Annotated in this window: 14 protein-coding genes and 1 other RNA gene; 2 read left to right on the forward strand and 13 right to left on the reverse strand. The window is 53.7% G+C overall.

The annotated features are described in order from the left end of the window. Nucleotides 1-66: 66 nt before the first annotated feature. A complete protein-coding gene (locus RB620_RS16815; RefSeq protein WP_308096191.1) occupies nt 67-960 on the forward strand; it encodes a helix-turn-helix transcriptional regulator in 894 nt (297 codons plus the stop codon). Here RB620_RS16815 and helD read toward each other — a convergent pair. From helD to RB620_RS16845, 6 genes are all read right to left on the reverse strand, one after another. Then, nucleotides 929-3,319: an RNA polymerase recycling motor HelD gene (gene helD / locus RB620_RS16820; RefSeq protein WP_308096192.1), complete on the reverse strand. Its 2,391-nt coding sequence runs from the start codon at nt 3,317-3,319 to the stop codon at nt 929-931. The genes RB620_RS16815 and helD overlap by 32 nt on opposite strands. Continuing rightward, complete coding sequence (locus RB620_RS16825) at nt 3,294-5,645, reverse strand: alpha/beta hydrolase (protein ID WP_308096194.1); 2,352 nt, start codon at nt 5,643-5,645, stop codon at nt 3,294-3,296. Before RB620_RS16825 ends, helD begins: the two co-directional genes overlap by 26 nt. Continuing rightward, entirely contained in the window at nt 5,621-6,400 is a 780-nt protein-coding gene (locus RB620_RS16830) for an ABC transporter ATP-binding protein (RefSeq protein WP_308096196.1), read from the reverse strand. Before RB620_RS16830 ends, RB620_RS16825 begins: the two co-directional genes overlap by 25 nt. 178 nt (nt 6,401-6,578) lie before the next feature. Next, complete coding sequence (locus RB620_RS16835) at nt 6,579-7,016, reverse strand: DUF4190 domain-containing protein (protein WP_308096197.1); 438 nt, start codon at nt 7,014-7,016, stop codon at nt 6,579-6,581. A 7-nt stretch (nt 7,017-7,023) separates the two neighbouring features. Beyond that, nucleotides 7,024-7,236 carry a DUF1540 domain-containing protein gene (locus tag RB620_RS16840; RefSeq protein WP_308096199.1) on the reverse strand — a complete coding sequence of 71 codons (213 nt, stop codon included), beginning with the start codon at nt 7,234-7,236 and terminating at the stop codon, nt 7,024-7,026. 55 nt (nt 7,237-7,291) lie between these two features. Then, the gene (locus tag RB620_RS16845; protein WP_308096200.1) at nt 7,292-7,792 is read right to left on the reverse strand and encodes a YpuI family protein; all 501 of its coding nucleotides are present in this window, start codon (nt 7,790-7,792) and stop codon (nt 7,292-7,294) included. A gap of 278 nt (nt 7,793-8,070) precedes the next feature. On the opposite strand from RB620_RS16845, the gene RB620_RS16850 reads away from it, so the two are divergent. Next, the gene (locus RB620_RS16850) at nt 8,071-9,918 is read left to right on the forward strand and encodes a S8 family peptidase (RefSeq protein WP_308096202.1); all 1,848 of its coding nucleotides are present in this window, start codon (nt 8,071-8,073) and stop codon (nt 9,916-9,918) included. An 82-nt stretch (nt 9,919-10,000) separates the two neighbouring features. Here the strand turns inward: RB620_RS16850 and rnpB are convergent. The 7 genes from rnpB to RB620_RS16885 form a co-directional block, all read right to left on the reverse strand. Further along, nucleotides 10,001-10,404, reverse strand: an RNA gene (gene rnpB, locus RB620_RS16855) — RNase P RNA component class A. A gap of 96 nt (nt 10,405-10,500) precedes the next feature. Further along, nucleotides 10,501-11,622, reverse strand: coding sequence for a Nif3-like dinuclear metal center hexameric protein (locus RB620_RS16860; protein ID WP_308096204.1), 1,122 nt, complete (start codon nt 11,620-11,622; stop codon nt 10,501-10,503). Next, entirely contained in the window at nt 11,598-12,371 is a 774-nt protein-coding gene (locus RB620_RS16865; protein ID WP_308096205.1) for a tRNA (adenine(22)-N(1))-methyltransferase, read from the reverse strand. The genes RB620_RS16860 and RB620_RS16865 overlap by 25 nt, the downstream gene beginning before the upstream one ends. Continuing rightward, complete coding sequence (locus RB620_RS16870) at nt 12,371-13,213, reverse strand: hypothetical protein (protein WP_308096207.1); 843 nt, start codon at nt 13,211-13,213, stop codon at nt 12,371-12,373. The genes RB620_RS16865 and RB620_RS16870 overlap by 1 nt, the downstream gene beginning before the upstream one ends. 89 nt (nt 13,214-13,302) lie before the next feature. Beyond that, complete coding sequence (gene rpoD / locus RB620_RS16875) at nt 13,303-14,433, reverse strand: RNA polymerase sigma factor RpoD (RefSeq protein ID WP_308096209.1); 1,131 nt, start codon at nt 14,431-14,433, stop codon at nt 13,303-13,305. Nucleotides 14,434-14,468: 35 nt separating this feature from the next. Then, the gene (gene dnaG / locus RB620_RS16880) at nt 14,469-16,298 is read right to left on the reverse strand and encodes a DNA primase (protein ID WP_308096210.1); all 1,830 of its coding nucleotides are present in this window, start codon (nt 16,296-16,298) and stop codon (nt 14,469-14,471) included. Between the two features lie 70 nt (nt 16,299-16,368). Beyond that, a complete protein-coding gene (locus tag RB620_RS16885; protein WP_308096212.1) occupies nt 16,369-16,839 on the reverse strand; it encodes a YaiI/YqxD family protein in 471 nt (156 codons plus the stop codon). Nucleotides 16,840-16,868: the final 29 nt, after the last annotated feature.

Below are 16,868 nucleotides of genomic sequence, written 5' to 3' on the forward strand. Positions count from 1 at the left end.
CTTTGGCGTTGCCTTATACTAAAAGTCTATTCAAAAATGAATTCGGACCGAATCGAGGGAAGGCGTTTGCCCGTTTACAAACAATTATTTCAGTTGCACATCCAGCCGATGGTGCTAATTGCGGAGAACAATGGCGAGGTTAGCGTGTTGGACGCGAACGAAGCGTTCCTTCGGCTTACCGGCTATGACAAAACCGTGCTGCTCGCAAAGGATGGCCCGCATGTCGCGTTCCGTTATCCAGCCGGGTTATCCAAGAGGATTGTGAAGAGCGAGATGACGATGATCGCGCAGACCGGGCGCGAGCTCCATATCCGGTATGAGCAAGTGCCTTTGCCGTCCAATGAGCCGTTAGGTTTCAGCAGGGCGTTCGCCATATTCGAGGATTTGACGGCCTACAATTGGATTGACAAACAATTGGAAAACGGAAACGTGCTGCTCAGTGGAATCGTCGACGAGCATATGCATATCCGTTTCCTGAGGGACAATCTGGCTACGCTTATGTTCGAGCCCGACCGCGCGCTGGAAGACGAGTCGCTGCTCTCGTTTGTCGAAGATGCCGACCACGAGCTTATCCGGACGATTCTGGAGGGCGCATCCGGAAATACGAACGAACAAAGTATTAAGCTGCATACGAGCAAGCTTAGCGGTCTTGAGCTCGAGCTTGAAATAACCTATATGCCGATTATGGACGGCTTCGGCAAGCTCAAAGAATTTGCTTTTGTCATTTGGGATTTGCGCCCTTCGTACGATACGGCGGACGCTTCGGTGAAGTTGAAAATATGGATGGCGAAGCGGGATATGTCCGCGGGCCAGCTGTCCGCCGCGACAGGCATTTCGCTGCAGACGATATCCAAGCTTCGCAACGGCAAGATCCAGAAACCTCAGCGCCTGACGGCGGAGCTCATTGCGGCGGAGCTTCGCGTCGACGTTAACGAGATTTGGACGATGATTCGGAGATAGGCAGGAATGGGGTTAGAATCCCGACGCTGATCAGATGGAGCGCATGCATAGCCCTCGTACAGGCCGTATAGAACAGCTTGCGTTCCGATTCCTTATGGTAGACCTCTTCGGACGCGTTGCCGATGACAACGGCATCGAATTCTACCCCTTTGGCCAAGTAAGACGGGATGACGATCAACCCTTTCTCGAAGGTCATCGTCTCTTTGTTCACGAGGGCGAGCTCGGGAATGTCAGGCTTCAGACTTAAATACAGCTCCTTGCTCTCTGCCGCAGTCTTGCAAATAACGGCACATGACGCGAATCCGCTCTCTCGCCATTCCAGTAGCTTCTCCTTGATGACCGCAAGACCTGCCTGCAGGTCCGGGACAATAGAGATGCTAGGCTCCTCCCCGCTCCGGTTGAACGGCACGATCTCGTCTTCGGCGCCGATAATCACACTCGTGAATTCGACGATCTGCCGAGTCGAGCGGTAGCTCCGCAAGAGCGTGATCCGTTCGGTTTCGCCCGGCTCGAACAAGGACGCTAGTCCTTGGAACCCGTCTCCCGTTCCCGAATGGGCGAAGATCGCTTGATTGCAATCCCCAAGCGCCGTAAATTTGGCGTTCGGGAATATCCGCTTCAAGTATTGGTATTGGAAGACGGAATAGTCCTGCGCCTCGTCCACGAACACGTGTTTCACGCTCGTATTCGTTTGGAAGCCCTCCAGCTTTTCTTTTAAGTACAAGTAAGGCGTCGCATCCTCGTAAGGCATGACTCCCGCTTCCAGCTGCTTCAATGTCAATTTGCGAATGCCGTCCCAACCGGAAGGCAGCAATAATCGCAATGATCGGCTGGCTCCCTCGGACGTATGCTGCGCAATTAATCCTCCTTCGCCGTCTTGCCCGAACAGCGACCGGTAGATCGCGGGCACGTCGAGGAACGCTAGCGACTTCACTCTTCGGCGCAGCTTCTTGAACTTTTCCTGCACGACTTGACCGGCCAAATAATCTCTTTCGGAGTCGAAATCCGAGAAGGATTGCTCCGTGAACTTGTTTTTGCGCCGCAGTTCGTGATAGGCTCCCGCGTACGTTTCCTGATCCAGCAGCTCGATGGCTTCATCGACCCAGCGTTTTTTCCTCTCCTTCTTCCCTAAGGCAGTCAGCTCCTTGAGCAGCCATCCCGCCAGCATCCGTATTCGGTTCGGGATCGACACCGTGCGGTCCAGCTCGTAAAATCGTCGTTCCATCGTTTCCCGGGTAACGAGCGCCCGCCCTCTGAACATGATCGGCGAGAACGCGATACCGGCATTCCCGAGCGATGCCGCATACGAATCGATGATTTCCATAAAAGCCGCGCCGGATTTGTACGCGATGCCCGCGAGCCGATGCCCGTAATCCTCGTCGTCGTTGCCGGACAACGTATACTCCATTTGCGTGAACGGGTCTTCCAGCTCGAAATCGCGGCTTAACCGATGCGCCAAGTATTGCTGGTAAGTCGTCTGCGCCATGTTCTGTTCCCCCAATTCAGGCAGAACAGTCGAAACATAGCTATTGAACATCGGGTTTGGCGAGAACAACACGATTTGGTCTGCATTCAGCGTCCCTCGGTACCGGTACAGCAAATAAGCGACGCGCTGCAGCGCGGCCGAAGTTTTGCCGCTGCCCGCGGCTCCTTGAACGATAAGCAGACGCGCTTTTTCGTTACGGATAATTTTATTCTGTTCGCTTTGAATCGTGGCCACGATGCTTTTCATCTGCGCGTCCGACTGCTGACCGAGCACTTCCTGGAGCAGCTCGTCGCCGATCGTGACCCCCGTATCGAACATGCTGCGGATTCGGCCGTCTCGGATGACGAATTGACGCTTCAGCGTCATCTCGCCTTTAATGAAGCCGCCCGGCGTTTCGTAGCTCACCGGTCCTGGACCGTAATCGTAATAGAGACTCGATACGGGCGCCCGCCAATCGTAGATCAAATACCGTTCGCCGGAATCGTCGAGCAGCGAGCCGACGCCAAGGTAGATCGTTTCGGCTTCGTCCTTGTCCCCGCCTTCTTCGACCAGATCGATTCGTCCGAAGTAAGGCGAACGCGCCAGTCTGATCAAGGTTGACAGTTGCTGCTCCAAATGGCGATGGCTTCTCTCTCGTTCCGACAAGAGCTCTGCCTGCTGCTTCATGCTTGCGTAAGTTTCCGCGGTCTCGGCGGAATCTTCGAAGTTAACCGTGACGTCGTCCCAGAAATTGCGCCTTATATCGACGATCTCGCCGCGAACGCCACCTGTTTGTTCCCGGAGCGATTCGATTCTGCCCGCAATAATCGCGATCATATCACTTACGCGGGACTGTTCCGCATGTTGCTCAGGGTGATGATTGGTATTCGACATAAGTGCCTCCTTGTTTCATAAACCCGATATCATCCAGCATGATCCGGCCGCGCGCGGTCCGGAAATGAAAGCTTATGGATATAATATTCTCAGGCAAGAGATGCGCGCTGCCGCCGTCCTCCGACCTGAATCTCTCCATCGGTATGACAAAGGATTGGAACACGGCTTCCGCCGGCTCCTTGTACTTGCGATCCTTCGCCTTTCGCTCCAGCCAGCCCATAGACATAAACGACGCATAAGAAGGCGGCTGTAACGGCGCGACGTCATTCAGCATGAGAGACCAGACCCCGCCCGACCGATCGTTTAGAATCAGCTCCACATCCGGCAAGGGGGGCAATCGCTTGCTGGTTCCGGTACCGGACTCCGATTCAAGCAGCTTCCATTCGGAATTGGCGAGAGAGAACAGCAAGCTTCCTCCCGCATAGTCGCGCAACCTGTCGCTCGCATCCTGCCGAAGGGCAAGCGTGATAGCCGCATCCGGCTCTTGCCACTCGAGCAGCATGCCGTCCGTTCCCCGGTCGTTGCCGCCTCGGTCCTTGGAAGCCTCCTTCTTCGCCTCCATTCGCCGAGTCGAAGTTTCCTTTACGAGGGAATTCGCATGCTCGTAATTCTCGACCTCAAGCATGGCCGAGCTTTCGTAACGGTTCACGTAGCGTGTCGTAGCGGGCAGCCAATCGCTGCCGCTTCGATAATCCTGGAACAACGCTTCGTATTGCTCCCGGCCGTGAAGGGTGGCTTCGAGGAACGCGCTAATATACGTTTTGGCAATTTGCCGCTGATCCTCCGCCTTCATCAATCCATCCAAATTGAGAAACAATCCGCCGGGAAGCCGCTCGTCCATTCGGCCCCATTCGGTATTAAATTGACTATGGTTGGCGTTCGAAAGGTACAATTCAGCCTTGAACAGCGCTTCTCCGCCATTGAAAGATACTCTATTATATTGCCGGTCTCCATAAAAATTATTGACGTCGGCATCCATGGCGCCTTGCAGCGTCAAATAATTGACATCCGTCAGCCTCGCCGACTTATCGTCAACCCGCTTGTCCGTCGGCGCGATCGCGATGACGGAACGTATACGAAGGTACTCCAGACTGCCCAAGGTATCGTCCTTTTTGAACCAACGACCCGCATCGGCGGCCATTGCTACCGCTTGCCCGCCCCTGGAGTGCCCGATCAGCGCGACGGATTGCCAGTCTACTTTGCCCGTAAAGGCGTTCCCGGCTTTTTGATCAAGGCCTTGCAGGAACTGCAGATGTTTGAGCATCAGCCACGCCCTCATCTTCATGTCGTCGTTCGGCAGACTGGACCAGACGGAATAATTAAGGAAATTCGAATCGACCGAAACGGCGATCATCCCTCTGCTCGCCAGCAGTTCCCCCAAATAGCCATATCCCCCGTCCGAAAAATCTTCCATCAAATGATTGCCATGAACCATCAGGACGAGCGGGAACTTCCCCTCGCCTTCAGGCAACCAAACGCGGCCGTTCAAAGGCAAGTCATGCTCGTCAAACCCCCAAAATGCCGTCTTGAGGTTCGACCAGCTTGTTATGTATCCCGAAGCGTCAACTTCTTCCGAAACGATGTCCGCATCTTCTCCGAACCGTTTGCGATGTTTGTCTTTGCCGCTGCCGTACGAGAACGTTACGACTTCATAAGACCCTGGCATGGAGGGATCGTCCAGCTTGATCTTCGCCGCCGGTATGGCAGCCACGGCTGCTTCGTCTCCCGGATCCGCCGACGGCGCTTCTCTCTCTGGCTGAACGGCAGGCTGAGGGAACCCCGATAACATGATCGCGCAGGCTGCCCCGATCGCAACCAGACCGGCAACCGCAGCTTTCCGCGCGGCAGATGTCCGGCTTATAAGCAACCGACCCAAACATAAACCCGTTATAACGCCTGTCAGCGTATAGGCCCCGGCAATAATGAGGGAGGGCACGATGCCAAGATCGGAGAAATAGATAATCAAATAAGTTTGCCCGCCGACATAGCAGCTTACGGACAGCAGCCTGCGCGGAAGCGGCACGACGAGAAACGAGAATAAGACCGTTAAGCCATATCCCGCCAGCAGCATGGCAAGGCCGTTCGCCGCCAGAAATAGCAGCTGATCCGGCCATGCTCCGAATCCGGTCGGCATCCCTAAGGCCGCAACCGACATCGCGGCGGTACCGAACCATGCGACGCTCCCGGCAGCGATGTTCGTAAGACGGTTATCCTTCGATAGTCTTTCTTGATAACGACGCTTCATCCATGCGAACGCCGACCGGCGCTTGACGGCAAGCGGTTGCTCGTCCAGCATCTCCGTCATGTCGACTTGACCGATAGCCAATAACGCCCGTTCATACGCTCAATATGAACCGGAACATCCAGAAACTCGGACATGCGCTCAGGCGACATGAGCTCCTCCGTACGATCGGCTGCGAACACCTTGCCTTGCTTAATGAGCAGCGAATGTCCGAAGCAAGGCAATATTTCTTCCACGTGATGCGTAACGTAAATCAATGTAGGCGGATTCTCTTCTCCGGCGATCGTTCCGATCATGGAAAGCAGCTGCTCTCTGGCGAAAATATCTAGGCCCGTACACGGCTCGTCCAGAATTAGCAATTCCGGATTATTCATTAAAGCCCTGGCGATGAGTACGCGTTGACGTTCGCCTTGGGACAAGGTTTGGTACGCGCGATTCATCAATCTCTCGCACCCTAGCGATTGCATCAGCGATCGCGCTCGGTCGAGATCGCTCTCCTGGAGCTCGTCGTAAACGCCTATGGTCGAATGTTTGCCGCTCAAGACGATCTGCAGAGCTTCGCCGCTCCCGTACAGCTTCTGCTGCAAGGAAGTGCTGACCCATCCGATCCTTTTGCGAAGCTCTCTCAAATCGTATTCACCGAACGCATGGCCAAGGACACTGATCTTGCCCGTCGTCGGCCAAATATAACCGTTGATCATGTTAAGCAGCGTCGTCTTGCCGGAACCGTTTAATCCGAGCAAACACCAATGCTCCCCGCGTTTCACTTGCCAGTTCATGCCGCTAAGAATGGTTTCGTCCCCGCGTTCCCACGAAATATTCTGGATGTCGATTACCACCAAAATGTCCTCCTCCGCACCATTGTTTCCCAGTTGCTTTACGAATAGGTTCTCTATTTTATCATAGCTGTATCGCCTGTCAATTGGAAGCGTCCTGGACTTTGCGGAAAGCATGAACCTTGCGGAGCAAACAAACAAATAAAAAAGGCTGCCGAACGGCAGCCCTGGAGGCGAACGATTACGTTAAAGCGTAATAAAAGGGAACAATAATTAAATTTAGTGCCAATGCAACCAAGCCGATTCCCATCGCCCAGCCTCCGAGCCCTCTAGCCCCTCGGCGATATGCGATAAATCCGAGAACCGCGGCCGTAGCCCCGATCAGCACCGGCCATATGAACCATGACGCGATTGCGAAGACGAGCGCCACCCAGCCCAGCGCCGTTCCGCTGCTCTCCGTATCGGCATCCATCGCGGCCATTCCGCTCGCCGGTCGATGATCGGCCGCCGCAGGCATGCCATAAGCGAAGTCAGCTCCCATTTCTTCGTTAAAGGCTCCTGCGTTAGGCAGGTTCGTCGGCGTACCGACATTCGTCGGAGCGAATGCAGGGGCATCCGAGCCTGTCTTCAGTTCATGGTTATTGTAAATATCATCGTCTCGTTTCACCTGATCGTCCATCAATCGTTCACTCCTTCGGTTTAAAGGTGTGACAGCAAGTAGCCGCGGATTGCTCGGCTTGGTCCTGGTGATACAATCCCAGCTCGTCGCCGGCGAATTCTTCATTGAATGAAGCTTTGGCATGCTGGTCGATATCGATCATGATTTCGGCTGCTCCGCAATTATTGCCTTCCTTCCAGAAACTGCAATTGGCTACGCTGCAACTTACGCCTTTCGGCATAAAAAAATCACCTCCGCTATCATTGTCCCTCAAGCGGAGGCGATTCATTCTTGCCTTATTTTTGCCCTTGCATACGGCGTTGCGTCATATAATCGCTCTCATAATAAGACAGGTCGTCGCGAAGTTCTTCGTACACCTTGGATACGCCGAGAACGACGTCGCGAGCATCGCGAACCGGCTTGTACCGGAAACGGATGGCGTCTTGGCCCGTGTAAGCATAACGGCCGTCTTCGGAATAACATTCGTTTTTCGGATAGAAAAACGCGTTCACGCAATGATGGTACACCTCGTACAAAACGCGCTCTCCGTGCTCGGTATCGAAATTAGGCCTTCTGAGCAAAACTCCCAGCTTCTCGACCGCGACCTCAGAATAAACCAATAAATGACGCAGATCGGACAACAGTCCTTTGTAAAATAATTCGGCGCCCTCTCCTCCGTCTTCCCCGACAAGGCCCGCGAGGGCGTGATTGTTCAAGAACGGCTCCAGCTGGGCAACTGCTTCTTTAAGTTTCTCGCGCGAGGTTTCAGTTAACGCTTTAACATTCGTCGATGGCATGGTGGTAGATCCCCTTTCCTATTCCAAACAAGTGTAAACGGCTATCGCTGTCCGCTGGCGGCAAGCAAAAGCTAACGTTTCACGGCGAAATATAAGCCCAGTACAAAGCAAGCTCATACCTTCTTATATTTCAAAAAAACTATAAACATCAACATCGTACCACAAATTCCATTGAAACGGTACTGGCGTTTCGCGATTCTGTCGCATAATTTACTGTTCGCGGTCGGAGTCTAAAGAGAAGTTATTAACGAATCAATCCATCATACGGAGGCATCGAAATGCGAAAATCATGGATCGCCGCTTTCACCATTCTTGCCGTTGCCGCCCTGCTTATACCGGCAACGCCGTTATTCGCTCCACGCTCCGGCCCGTCGCGCGAGGCGCCGAAGTCGATTCCGTTCTCCTCCAGCAAGGAACAGAAGCTTAAGCTTACCGAGCTGCAGCATGATATGGATGCCACTGCCTTGCTCATGACATCGGAATCCGCCAAGGACTTCCGGCACATCCTCAAAGCGAGCGGACATTCTTCCAGCGCCGCTTCCGACGGCATTGCCGCTCTAATGAAGGAGCATTCGCATTTTAGCTACATTAACTGGATGTCGGGAAGCAAGTCGATTCATCGAGGCACGGTTCCCGAATCCGCGAACGGAGCGGCCAAAACCTATTTGAGCGAAGCCGCAGCCAAGCTGAAAGAAGGAAACGGCTACGAATCAAAATCGTTTACCGGAAAAAACGGCAGCAGATTCGTTGTGCTGGGCGTACCAGACGCGCAAGAACGAGGGAGCGGCGTGATCGGCATTCTCAAACAAGATATCGTGGGTCAGGTCGAGCTTCATCAAAAACGAAATTTGCGGCTTATCCCATATCCCGCCGAGGGCAATTACCGGATCGAATCCGTAGCACCGAATTCGACCAGAGACATAACGGTCAGGAACGGCGAAGATAACGGCAATGCGAGTCATTACCATATTCGTGATGTCGTCGTACATTTCGTGAACCGACCGACGGGATCGGACTTGGAAAAAATCAAACGCGACGTCAATGCGGAGTCGATTCAGCAAATCGGAGATACTTACGTTTTCCGTTCCCGATCGATGGAAACCGAAGGATTAATGAACTATTTCAAAGCAAATTGGAAAACCGAATACACCGAGCCGCATTACCTCTATCTCACGAATGAAACGGCGGATAACGCCACCATCGTACCGAACGACGCGCTTTATTCGCAATATCAATGGAATTTGCCCTCGATCGAGACGGAGAAGGGCTGGACCGTATCCAAGGGGGATGAAGGTGTCATAATCGCGGTGCTCGACACGGGCGTTCAGAGCAACCACCCCGATTTGAAAGACAAGCTCATTGAAGGAACCAACATCGTCAGCAATAATTCCGCTCCCGATGACGATGTCGGTCATGGCACCCATGTCGCCGGCATTATCGGTGCGTCCGTCAATAATGGCGAAGGTGTCGCGGGCGTTTCTTGGTATAACAAAATTATGCCCATCAAGGTACTCGACAGCAGCGGCGCGGGATCCACGTATTCCGTCGCGCAAGGCATCATCTGGGCGGTCGACCATGGCGCCAAGGTCATTAACATGAGCCTCGGCAACTATGCTCAAGCCGATTTCCTGCATGACGCCATTAAATACGCATACGAACGGGATGTCGTCCTCATCGCCGCAAGCGGGAACGACAATACGGAACGGCCGGGATATCCGGCTGCTTATCCGGAAGTGTTCGCGGTCGCCGCAACGAATAATAACAAAGAAAAAGCCTCGTTCTCGAACTACGGCGATTACATCGACGTTGCCGCCCCGGGCGATAGTATCGCGAGCACATATCCAGGCAGCCAATATGCCGCTTTGTCAGGCACATCCATGGCAAGTCCGCATGTCGCTGCGCTTGCTGGCTTGATTCGATCGGTCAACCCGGATTTGTCGAACGAGGAAGTGATGGAAATCATGCGTGTGTCCGCACGCGATTTGGGCACGGACGGCAAGGATATCTACTTCGGCTACGGCGAGATCGATGTGAACAAGGCGCTGAATGCCGCTACAGGCTACGGCGGAACGCTGCAGAACTTTCCGCAGAAAGTGAAACGGCGGCTTGCGCAAGCCGAAGAATAAATTCCTCCTTACAAACGACAAAAGCTGCTCCCGTGAAGGAGCAGCTGCTTGTTTGATGTTGGAATGGTTTGATAAATTCGTTGCGGAAAGTTTGCCGTAAGCCGGGTTCTGTACTTCTGGTGGTGCGAACGGGAACGACCCTCCCACTATGAAGCGACAATCATCTATCTAGGCCGTACATTGCTGCACGGCTCCAGCAACCAACCCGGACGCGCCTCGGGCTAAGGCTGCAGCGCGAAGCTGCCGCGTCCTCTCGGTCTTGCTCCAGATGGGGTTTACCAGGAACGTAGTCACCTGCGCTCCTCGTGGTCTCTTACACCACGGTTCCATCCTTGCCTGTGCCGGCTAAGCCGGCCATCGGCGGTCCATTTCTGTGGCACTATCCTTCAGCTCGCGCTGACTGGACGTTATCCAGCATCCTGCCCTGTGGAGCCCGGACTTTCCTCTCGCAGCAACAAGGCTGCCAGCGATTGTCTGTCAAACTTTCCGTTGCAGAACTAAGTATACAAGGTTTGCTCCCAAAGCTCAACCCCGAGATCGTTGCCGATTGAGGGGATCTCTGCCAAAGACGGACGCCGGCGCTTACAAGAACGTAAACGGCTCCGTATTCAGCCTGGAAGCCGCCACTTCGGTCGCGTACTTAGCCTGCGCAAGCTCATTCGCAAGCCAATCGGCCAACTTGCTCTTCATTACTTTCTCGATGTTATGACCCGCGTCGATGATTGTCATCCCCGCGGCAAGGGCGTCATGAGCTGTATGGTAATCGATATCGCCTGTAATCAGCACATCGGCCCCGGCAAACTTCGCGTGGCGCACGTAACGGCCGCCTGAGCCGCCTAATACGGCAGCTTTGCGAATCGGCTTGTCGAGCGGTCCTACAACTCGCAGCATCGGCACGTCGAATGCTTCCTTGAGTCTAACAGCCAGCTCTCCGAGCGTCGATTCCCGTTCCAGCTTCCCTGAACGGCCAAGCCCAAACGATCTTCCCTTCAGATCCATTGGATAAAGATCGTAAGCGACCTCTTCGTAGGGATGAGCCTTCAGCATGGCGGCAACCGTCTTGCGCTCAAGACTATACGGCACGACCGTTTCGATCCGAACCTCGTCCGCCCGCTCCAGCCTTCCTTGCGCGCCCTTGAACGGGTTCGCTCCTTCGCCAGGCATGAAGGTTCCCGTCCCTTTCGTGTTGAAGCTGCAATGGCTGTAATTGCCGATATGCCCGGCGCCTGTTCTCAGAATGGCTTCCAATACAGCTTCGTGATGGCTTTCCGGCACATAAACGGCAAGCTTGTATAGTTTATCGGTATGCACTTCTTCCAAACATTGTCGGTCTTCCGCGGCTATCCCTATTTGATCCGCCAACCAATCGTTAATGCCCCCGTCCGCAACGTCGAGGTTGGTATGCGATATATAGACGGCTACATCGTGTTTGATTAACTTCTCGTACAGCTTGCCCGCGGGAGTCGACGTGTCGAGCTTCGCTAACGGACGATAGATGATGGCATGATGCGCGATAATCAGATCGACGCCTGCAGCAATCGCTTCATCCGTGACCTCTTCCGTAACGTCAAGCGCGATCAAAATTTTGCATATCGGTTTGTTCAGCGTGCCTAATTGAAGACCGATCTTGTCGTTTTCAACCGCGTAATGTTTGGGCGCTAGCCGCTCTATGATCTGGACTACCGTATGCCCGTTTGCAAACATTGCAGCACCTCCTCGATTATGCCGATTTCCTTTCGGAACTGTTCGGCTTTGGCGGCCGATTCGGCGAGCTCGGATCCGGACATTTGGGCGATGATCCGCTCCAGCTTCTTGATTTCGGATTTCCACTTCAACGTCAGTACCGGACTCGATTCGCGTAGCAAATACGGGCCCATGCGAAGAAGCACGCGATGAAGGAGCTCCTTCTCATACGCCAACCCAAGGAAATCCCCGTTATAGATCGATTGATTCTGGCTTGCGGCATTCGGATCGTTCACTGCATGCAGCACTTCGTATATCTTGCCGTCTTCCTCCAAGATGCTTTCCGCAGCCAAAAACCAGCCTTTCTCAAGCAGCCATTCGCGTACTTCGTCTTCGCCGACGTTCGGCTGAAGCACCAGCTCCTTTACGCCAACCAGCTTGCCGCTTGCATGCCCTTCTTCCAAAATCGCGCTCATTAAGCTGCCGCCCATCCCAGCTATCGTTACCGTATCGGCTTCGCCCGGCTCCAATACGGCGAGTCCGTTGCCCTGACGAGCCGATATCCGGCTTTTCAGACCGGCGTCGGCCGCTTGTTTTTTTGCCGCCTGCAACGGCCCCGCGTTCAGCTCGCCGGCGATGGCGGACGGACACTTCCCAATCTGAAGCAAATAAACCGGCAGAAGCGCATGGTCGGAGCCGATATCGGCCACTCTGGCGCCTTCCGTTACGTAATCGGCTATTCGCTGCAGACGTCTTGATAATTTGATCATTAGGCTACCCACACCATCCATTGTTTGCGCAAGGCGAAGAGAAGTCCTCCGCCGATCGCGATTTTGACTAACAGCTGCAATTGCAGCCATACCGTATATTTCAGAACAACAGCCGTATATAGCTCCGGCATGAACCATGCCAGAGCGCAAGTGACGAACAATACGGCAGATACCGGCTTCGTCCAGCGATGGAAAAACCAGCTGCTCCAACCGAACAGGATGGCAAGCGGTATCCAGAATAATTGGACTTCAAACCATTGCGTCGTATCCGTGAATCTTGACAATAACCATCCGTACAGGAGCAGCATGACTAACCAACCGCAAAGATGAAGCGAATGGATCTTCGCCCGAATGCCGTAAACCACCCAGAACAACGCGCATCCGCCTAATAATCCGCTTCGATAACCCCAATCCGTAAGCCCGTGCAGCTCCAGCATATGCAGCCCGCCGCCGAGCAGCACCAGCATGCCGATGCTGGTAAACGTAAGCGATGCAGCTTCATTTCGGCGTTTTAGCTTCATGCCCGTCCGAAGAAAAGCGATAACGGCGATAAGCACGACGGCGATTTGCAATGCGGGATGAAAACGGCTAAAATAAAGCACAACGAACGAAATTAAGGTAAATGTTCCAAATGTAAGGAGCCACTGCTTGCCCGTAGCGTTCTGCACGGCCGCAACCGCTTTGCCAACGACGGCTCCCGAAGCATGTCTGGAGTTCTCCGCATGATCGTCGGGATCCGCATAGAGATTCAGCAAGAAATCGCAATATTGGTCAGGAAGAAGTTTGCTTCTTCTCCAATGATCGATCTCTCTAATAATCGTAGCCTTTCGTTCATCGTTCATGAAATCGACTCGTCCTCTCGGCGATATTCGAATCAGGATGGAAAAATGACCTCGCTGCAGCAGCAGAAAGGTCATTATCGGATAAAGCGTTATTCAAGAAAATCTTTGAGCCGTTTGCTGCGGCTTGGGTGGCGAAGCTTGCGAAGCGCTTTGGCTTCAATCTGCCTGATACGCTCGCGCGTCACGCCGAATACCTTGCCGACCTCTTCAAGCGTTCTCGTACGTCCGTCATCAAGACCGAAACGAAGGCGAAGCACGTTCTCCTCACGTTCGGTTAACGTATCAAGCACGTCTTCCAGCTGTTCCTTCAGCAGTTCGTAAGCTGCAGCATCCGCGGGAGCAAGCGCCTCTTGGTCCTCGATAAAGTCGCCAAGATGCGAATCATCCTCTTCGCCGATTGGCGTCTCGAGCGATACGGGCTCTTGAGCGATCTTCATGATCTCGCGTACCTTCTCCGTGCTAAGCTCCATCTCCACCGCAATTTCTTCAGGCGTCGGTTCGCGCCCCAATTCTTGCAGCAGCTGACGGGATACCCGAATCAGCTTATTGATCGTTTCCACCATGTGCACCGGAATACGAATGGTGCGCGCCTGGTCCGCGATGGCGCGGGTAATCGCTTGGCGAATCCACCACGTTGCGTACGTACTGAATTTGAATCCCTTCTGGTGATCGAACTTCTCGACCGCTTTAATAAGACCCATGTTCCCTTCCTGAATCAGGTCAAGGAACAGCATCCCGCGGCCGACATACCGTTTGGCGATGCTGACGACGAGACGCAGATTCGCTTCCGCCAGACGGCGCTTCGCTTCTTCGTCTCCGTTCTCGATCCGAATCGCAAGCTCGATCTCATCGTCCGCGGACAACAACGGCACCCGCCCGATTTCCTTCAAATACATTCTGACGGGATCGTTGATTTTGATTCCCGGAGGCAGAGCCAGATCGTCGTCGAAGTTGAAGTCGTCTCCGTCGCGCTCCTGCTCTTCGTTCGTAGCGCCAAGTGGATGTACTTCGTCGTTTTCGTTCAGCACCTCGATTCCCAAGTCGTCGAGCTGTTCGAAAAATTCATCGATTTGTTCGGGATCCTGATCAAAGGGAGACAATTTCTCCATAATTTCTTTATACGTCAAAGAGGATCTCTTTTTCCCTTGTTCAATCAGACTATCCTTGACCTGATCCAGCTTCTGTTCGGTATCTAACTCAGTATGTTGATCGTTCGCCATATTCCGACTCCCTCCTCCCTAGACGCATCATGAAGTCAACCTTTCAGCTGTCTCTCTAGGGTTATAATCTCAAGTCCTAATTGCGCTGCCAATAAAGCATCGCCGGCGCGCTCGGCACGCACCATCTCTTCTTTCTTGCGCTCGATGTTCCGAATCTTGGGAACCTTGAGGATCGTCCCGATATAAGCATCCAGAATCGTATCGTCTATCGGAGAATCGTCGTCCAGCAACAAGATGGCCGATGCCGTCTCCTCCAGGCGCTTATCATGCAGCGTCGAGATGAACCGTGCGGCGTCCGGCTCATACCCTTGCGCATAATAGGCGTATAAATAAGCAGCGAGAGCTGCGTGATCCTCTACGTTAAACGAATCCCCGATACGCTCGTGCACGGCTTCGGCCACATCGCGCTCCCGTATCATGACATGCAGCAATCTCCGCTCCGCGTACGCGTAAGCCGGCAATATCTTAGGCGCTCCGGACGTACGGCGCTTTTCATTCCTACCATTATTCCACGAATTATCGTTATTATCCCCTTGCGGTTTCTTTTTTTGCTGTTCGGTGCGGATGCCGTGGCAATCCTGCTTAAGCGCGTCAAGGGAAATATCGAATTCGCGGGATAACTCCTTCAGGTACACTTCCCGTTCGGTAGAAGAGTCGACTCCGGCCACAATTTCCACTGCTTCCATCAGATAGTTTTTTCGACCTTCTTCTTTTAGCAGTATATGGTTTTTCCTTGAATATATAAGCTTAAATTTTGTAATCGACACGGGCTCGTCCATCACTTCGCGAAGGAACGCGTCCGGTCCGTATTCGCTTATATAATCGTCAGGATCCTTTCCTTTGGGAAGCATGGCGATCATGACCTTCAGCCCGGTGTTCTCCAGGAGCGGGATCGACTTGCTTGCGGCCGCTTGTCCGGCATCGTCGCCGTCGTAGCAGACGAGCACTTCTTCCGCATGGCGGCGAAGGATGGCGCAATGCTCCTCCGTAAGCGCTGTACCCATCGTTGCCACGCCGTTCTTCACGCCGGCATGCCATGACTTGATGACGTCCATGTATCCTTCGAACAAAACGACCTGCTTGCTCTTCCGGATCGCTGCCTTCGCGTGGTGCAGGTTATACAGCGTCCTGCTCTTCGTGAATAACATCGTCTCGGGAGAGTTCAAATATTTGGGTTGCCCTTCGTCGATGATACGAGCACCGAATCCGGAAGCTTTGCCTCCGGCATCCCATAACGGGAACATGATCCGTCCGCGAAACCGATCCACGTAGCCGCTGCCGTCCTGTTTGGCCGAAAGCAATCCGCCCTTCTCCAGCAACGCGGGTTCGAATCCCCTGCCGGTCAAGAACCGAGTCAGCACATCCCATTCATCCGGAGCGAAACCGATCATGAAATGGTCGATCAGCCGATCGCTGAGTCCGCGTTCCCGCAAATACCGCTTCGCCTTATCGCCTTGCTTCGTGTTGTTCAGCAAGTAATGATAAAATTTAAGCGTCAGCTCATGCGCCTCGACAAGCTTCTCGCGCTCCGGATTCGGAGCGGCTCTGCCCCCGCCGCTTTCCTGCCAAGTAATGGGCATGTTCGCTTCCTCGGCTAGCACCCTCACCGCTTCCGGGAAGCTGTATCCTTCCATCTCTTCGACGAACCGAATGACGTTGCCGCTTTTGCCGCAGCCGTAGCAGTGGAAGATCTGGAGCTCCGGGGTAACGGTGAACGAAGGCGTCTTCTCGGAATGAAACGGACATAACCCCTTCATATATTTGCCTTGCTTCGTGAGATGAACGTATTTCCCAACCGTTTCGACGATGTCATGACGCTTCCGGACGGCGTCAATCACTTCCTCCGGTATTTTACCGTTTGTCATCGTTCATCACCTTTATTCTAAGTCAGCGAGCCGGTACCGCTCGATAAACTTAGATTTCTAATATTATTCGCTATATGTCATGTTTCTCCTGCATGCGAACCAAAACTTTTGTCAGCTTTTGTTGAAAAGCGATCCGATCCGCATCCGACATCGCCCTTGGACCTTTGGTTCGTCCGCCGGCACGGCGTCTTCTGGCGCTTTCGTGCCTTCTCTCCATCAAGTAATCGATGTTGTCGTCCGTATACTCCTCGCCTCTCGGCGAGAGGACGACCGCGCCTTTGCCGATCGCCACGCAGGCGAGACCGAAGTCTCCGGTAATGACGATGTCGCCTCGCCTGATATGGTTCACGATGTACAAGTCGACTGATTGATCGCTGCGGTCGACTTGGACGATCTCGACGCCAGGCTTCGGCTCGAGCCGGTGGTCGTACGACGCGACCATGCGAACCGGTACTTGATAATGCAATGCCGTGCCTACAATTTCGTTCTTGACCGGGCAAGAGTCCGCGTCTACCACGATCGCCATCTGATTAGCCTTCATCCGAATCACCGCTCGCGAATGCATTAAAA

The organism is Paenibacillus sp. LHD-117, assembly GCF_030929555.1.
In the GTDB taxonomy this organism is placed as follows: Bacteria; Bacillota; Bacilli; order Paenibacillales; family Paenibacillaceae; genus Pristimantibacillus.

What these genes read in the sequence shown, in the direction of transcription:
- helD (WP_308096192.1), bottom strand. Translation starts at nt 3,319, where the DNA reads ATGTCGAATACCAATCATCACCCTGAGCAACATGCGGAACAGTCCCGC.
- RB620_RS16835 (WP_308096197.1), bottom strand. Translation starts at nt 7,016, where the DNA reads ATGGACGATCAGGTGAAACGAGACGATGATATTTACAATAACCATGAA.
- RB620_RS16840 (WP_308096199.1), bottom strand. Translation starts at nt 7,236, where the DNA reads ATGCCGAAAGGCGTAAGTTGCAGCGTAGCCAATTGCAGTTTCTGGAAG.
- RB620_RS16845 (WP_308096200.1), bottom strand. Translation starts at nt 7,792, where the DNA reads ATGCCATCGACGAATGTTAAAGCGTTAACTGAAACCTCGCGCGAGAAA.
- RB620_RS16850 (WP_308096202.1), top strand. Translation starts at nt 8,071, where the DNA reads ATGCGAAAATCATGGATCGCCGCTTTCACCATTCTTGCCGTTGCCGCC.
- RB620_RS16860 (WP_308096204.1), bottom strand. Translation starts at nt 11,622, where the DNA reads ATGTTTGCAAACGGGCATACGGTAGTCCAGATCATAGAGCGGCTAGCG.
- RB620_RS16865 (WP_308096205.1), bottom strand. Translation starts at nt 12,371, where the DNA reads ATGATCAAATTATCAAGACGTCTGCAGCGAATAGCCGATTACGTAACG.
- RB620_RS16870 (WP_308096207.1), bottom strand. Translation starts at nt 13,213, where the DNA reads ATGAACGATGAACGAAAGGCTACGATTATTAGAGAGATCGATCATTGG.
- rpoD (WP_308096209.1), bottom strand. Translation starts at nt 14,433, where the DNA reads ATGGCGAACGATCAACATACTGAGTTAGATACCGAACAGAAGCTGGAT.
- dnaG (WP_308096210.1), bottom strand. Translation starts at nt 16,298, where the DNA reads ATGACAAACGGTAAAATACCGGAGGAAGTGATTGACGCCGTCCGGAAG.
- RB620_RS16885 (WP_308096212.1), bottom strand. Translation starts at nt 16,839, where the DNA reads ATGAAGGCTAATCAGATGGCGATCGTGGTAGACGCGGACTCTTGCCCG.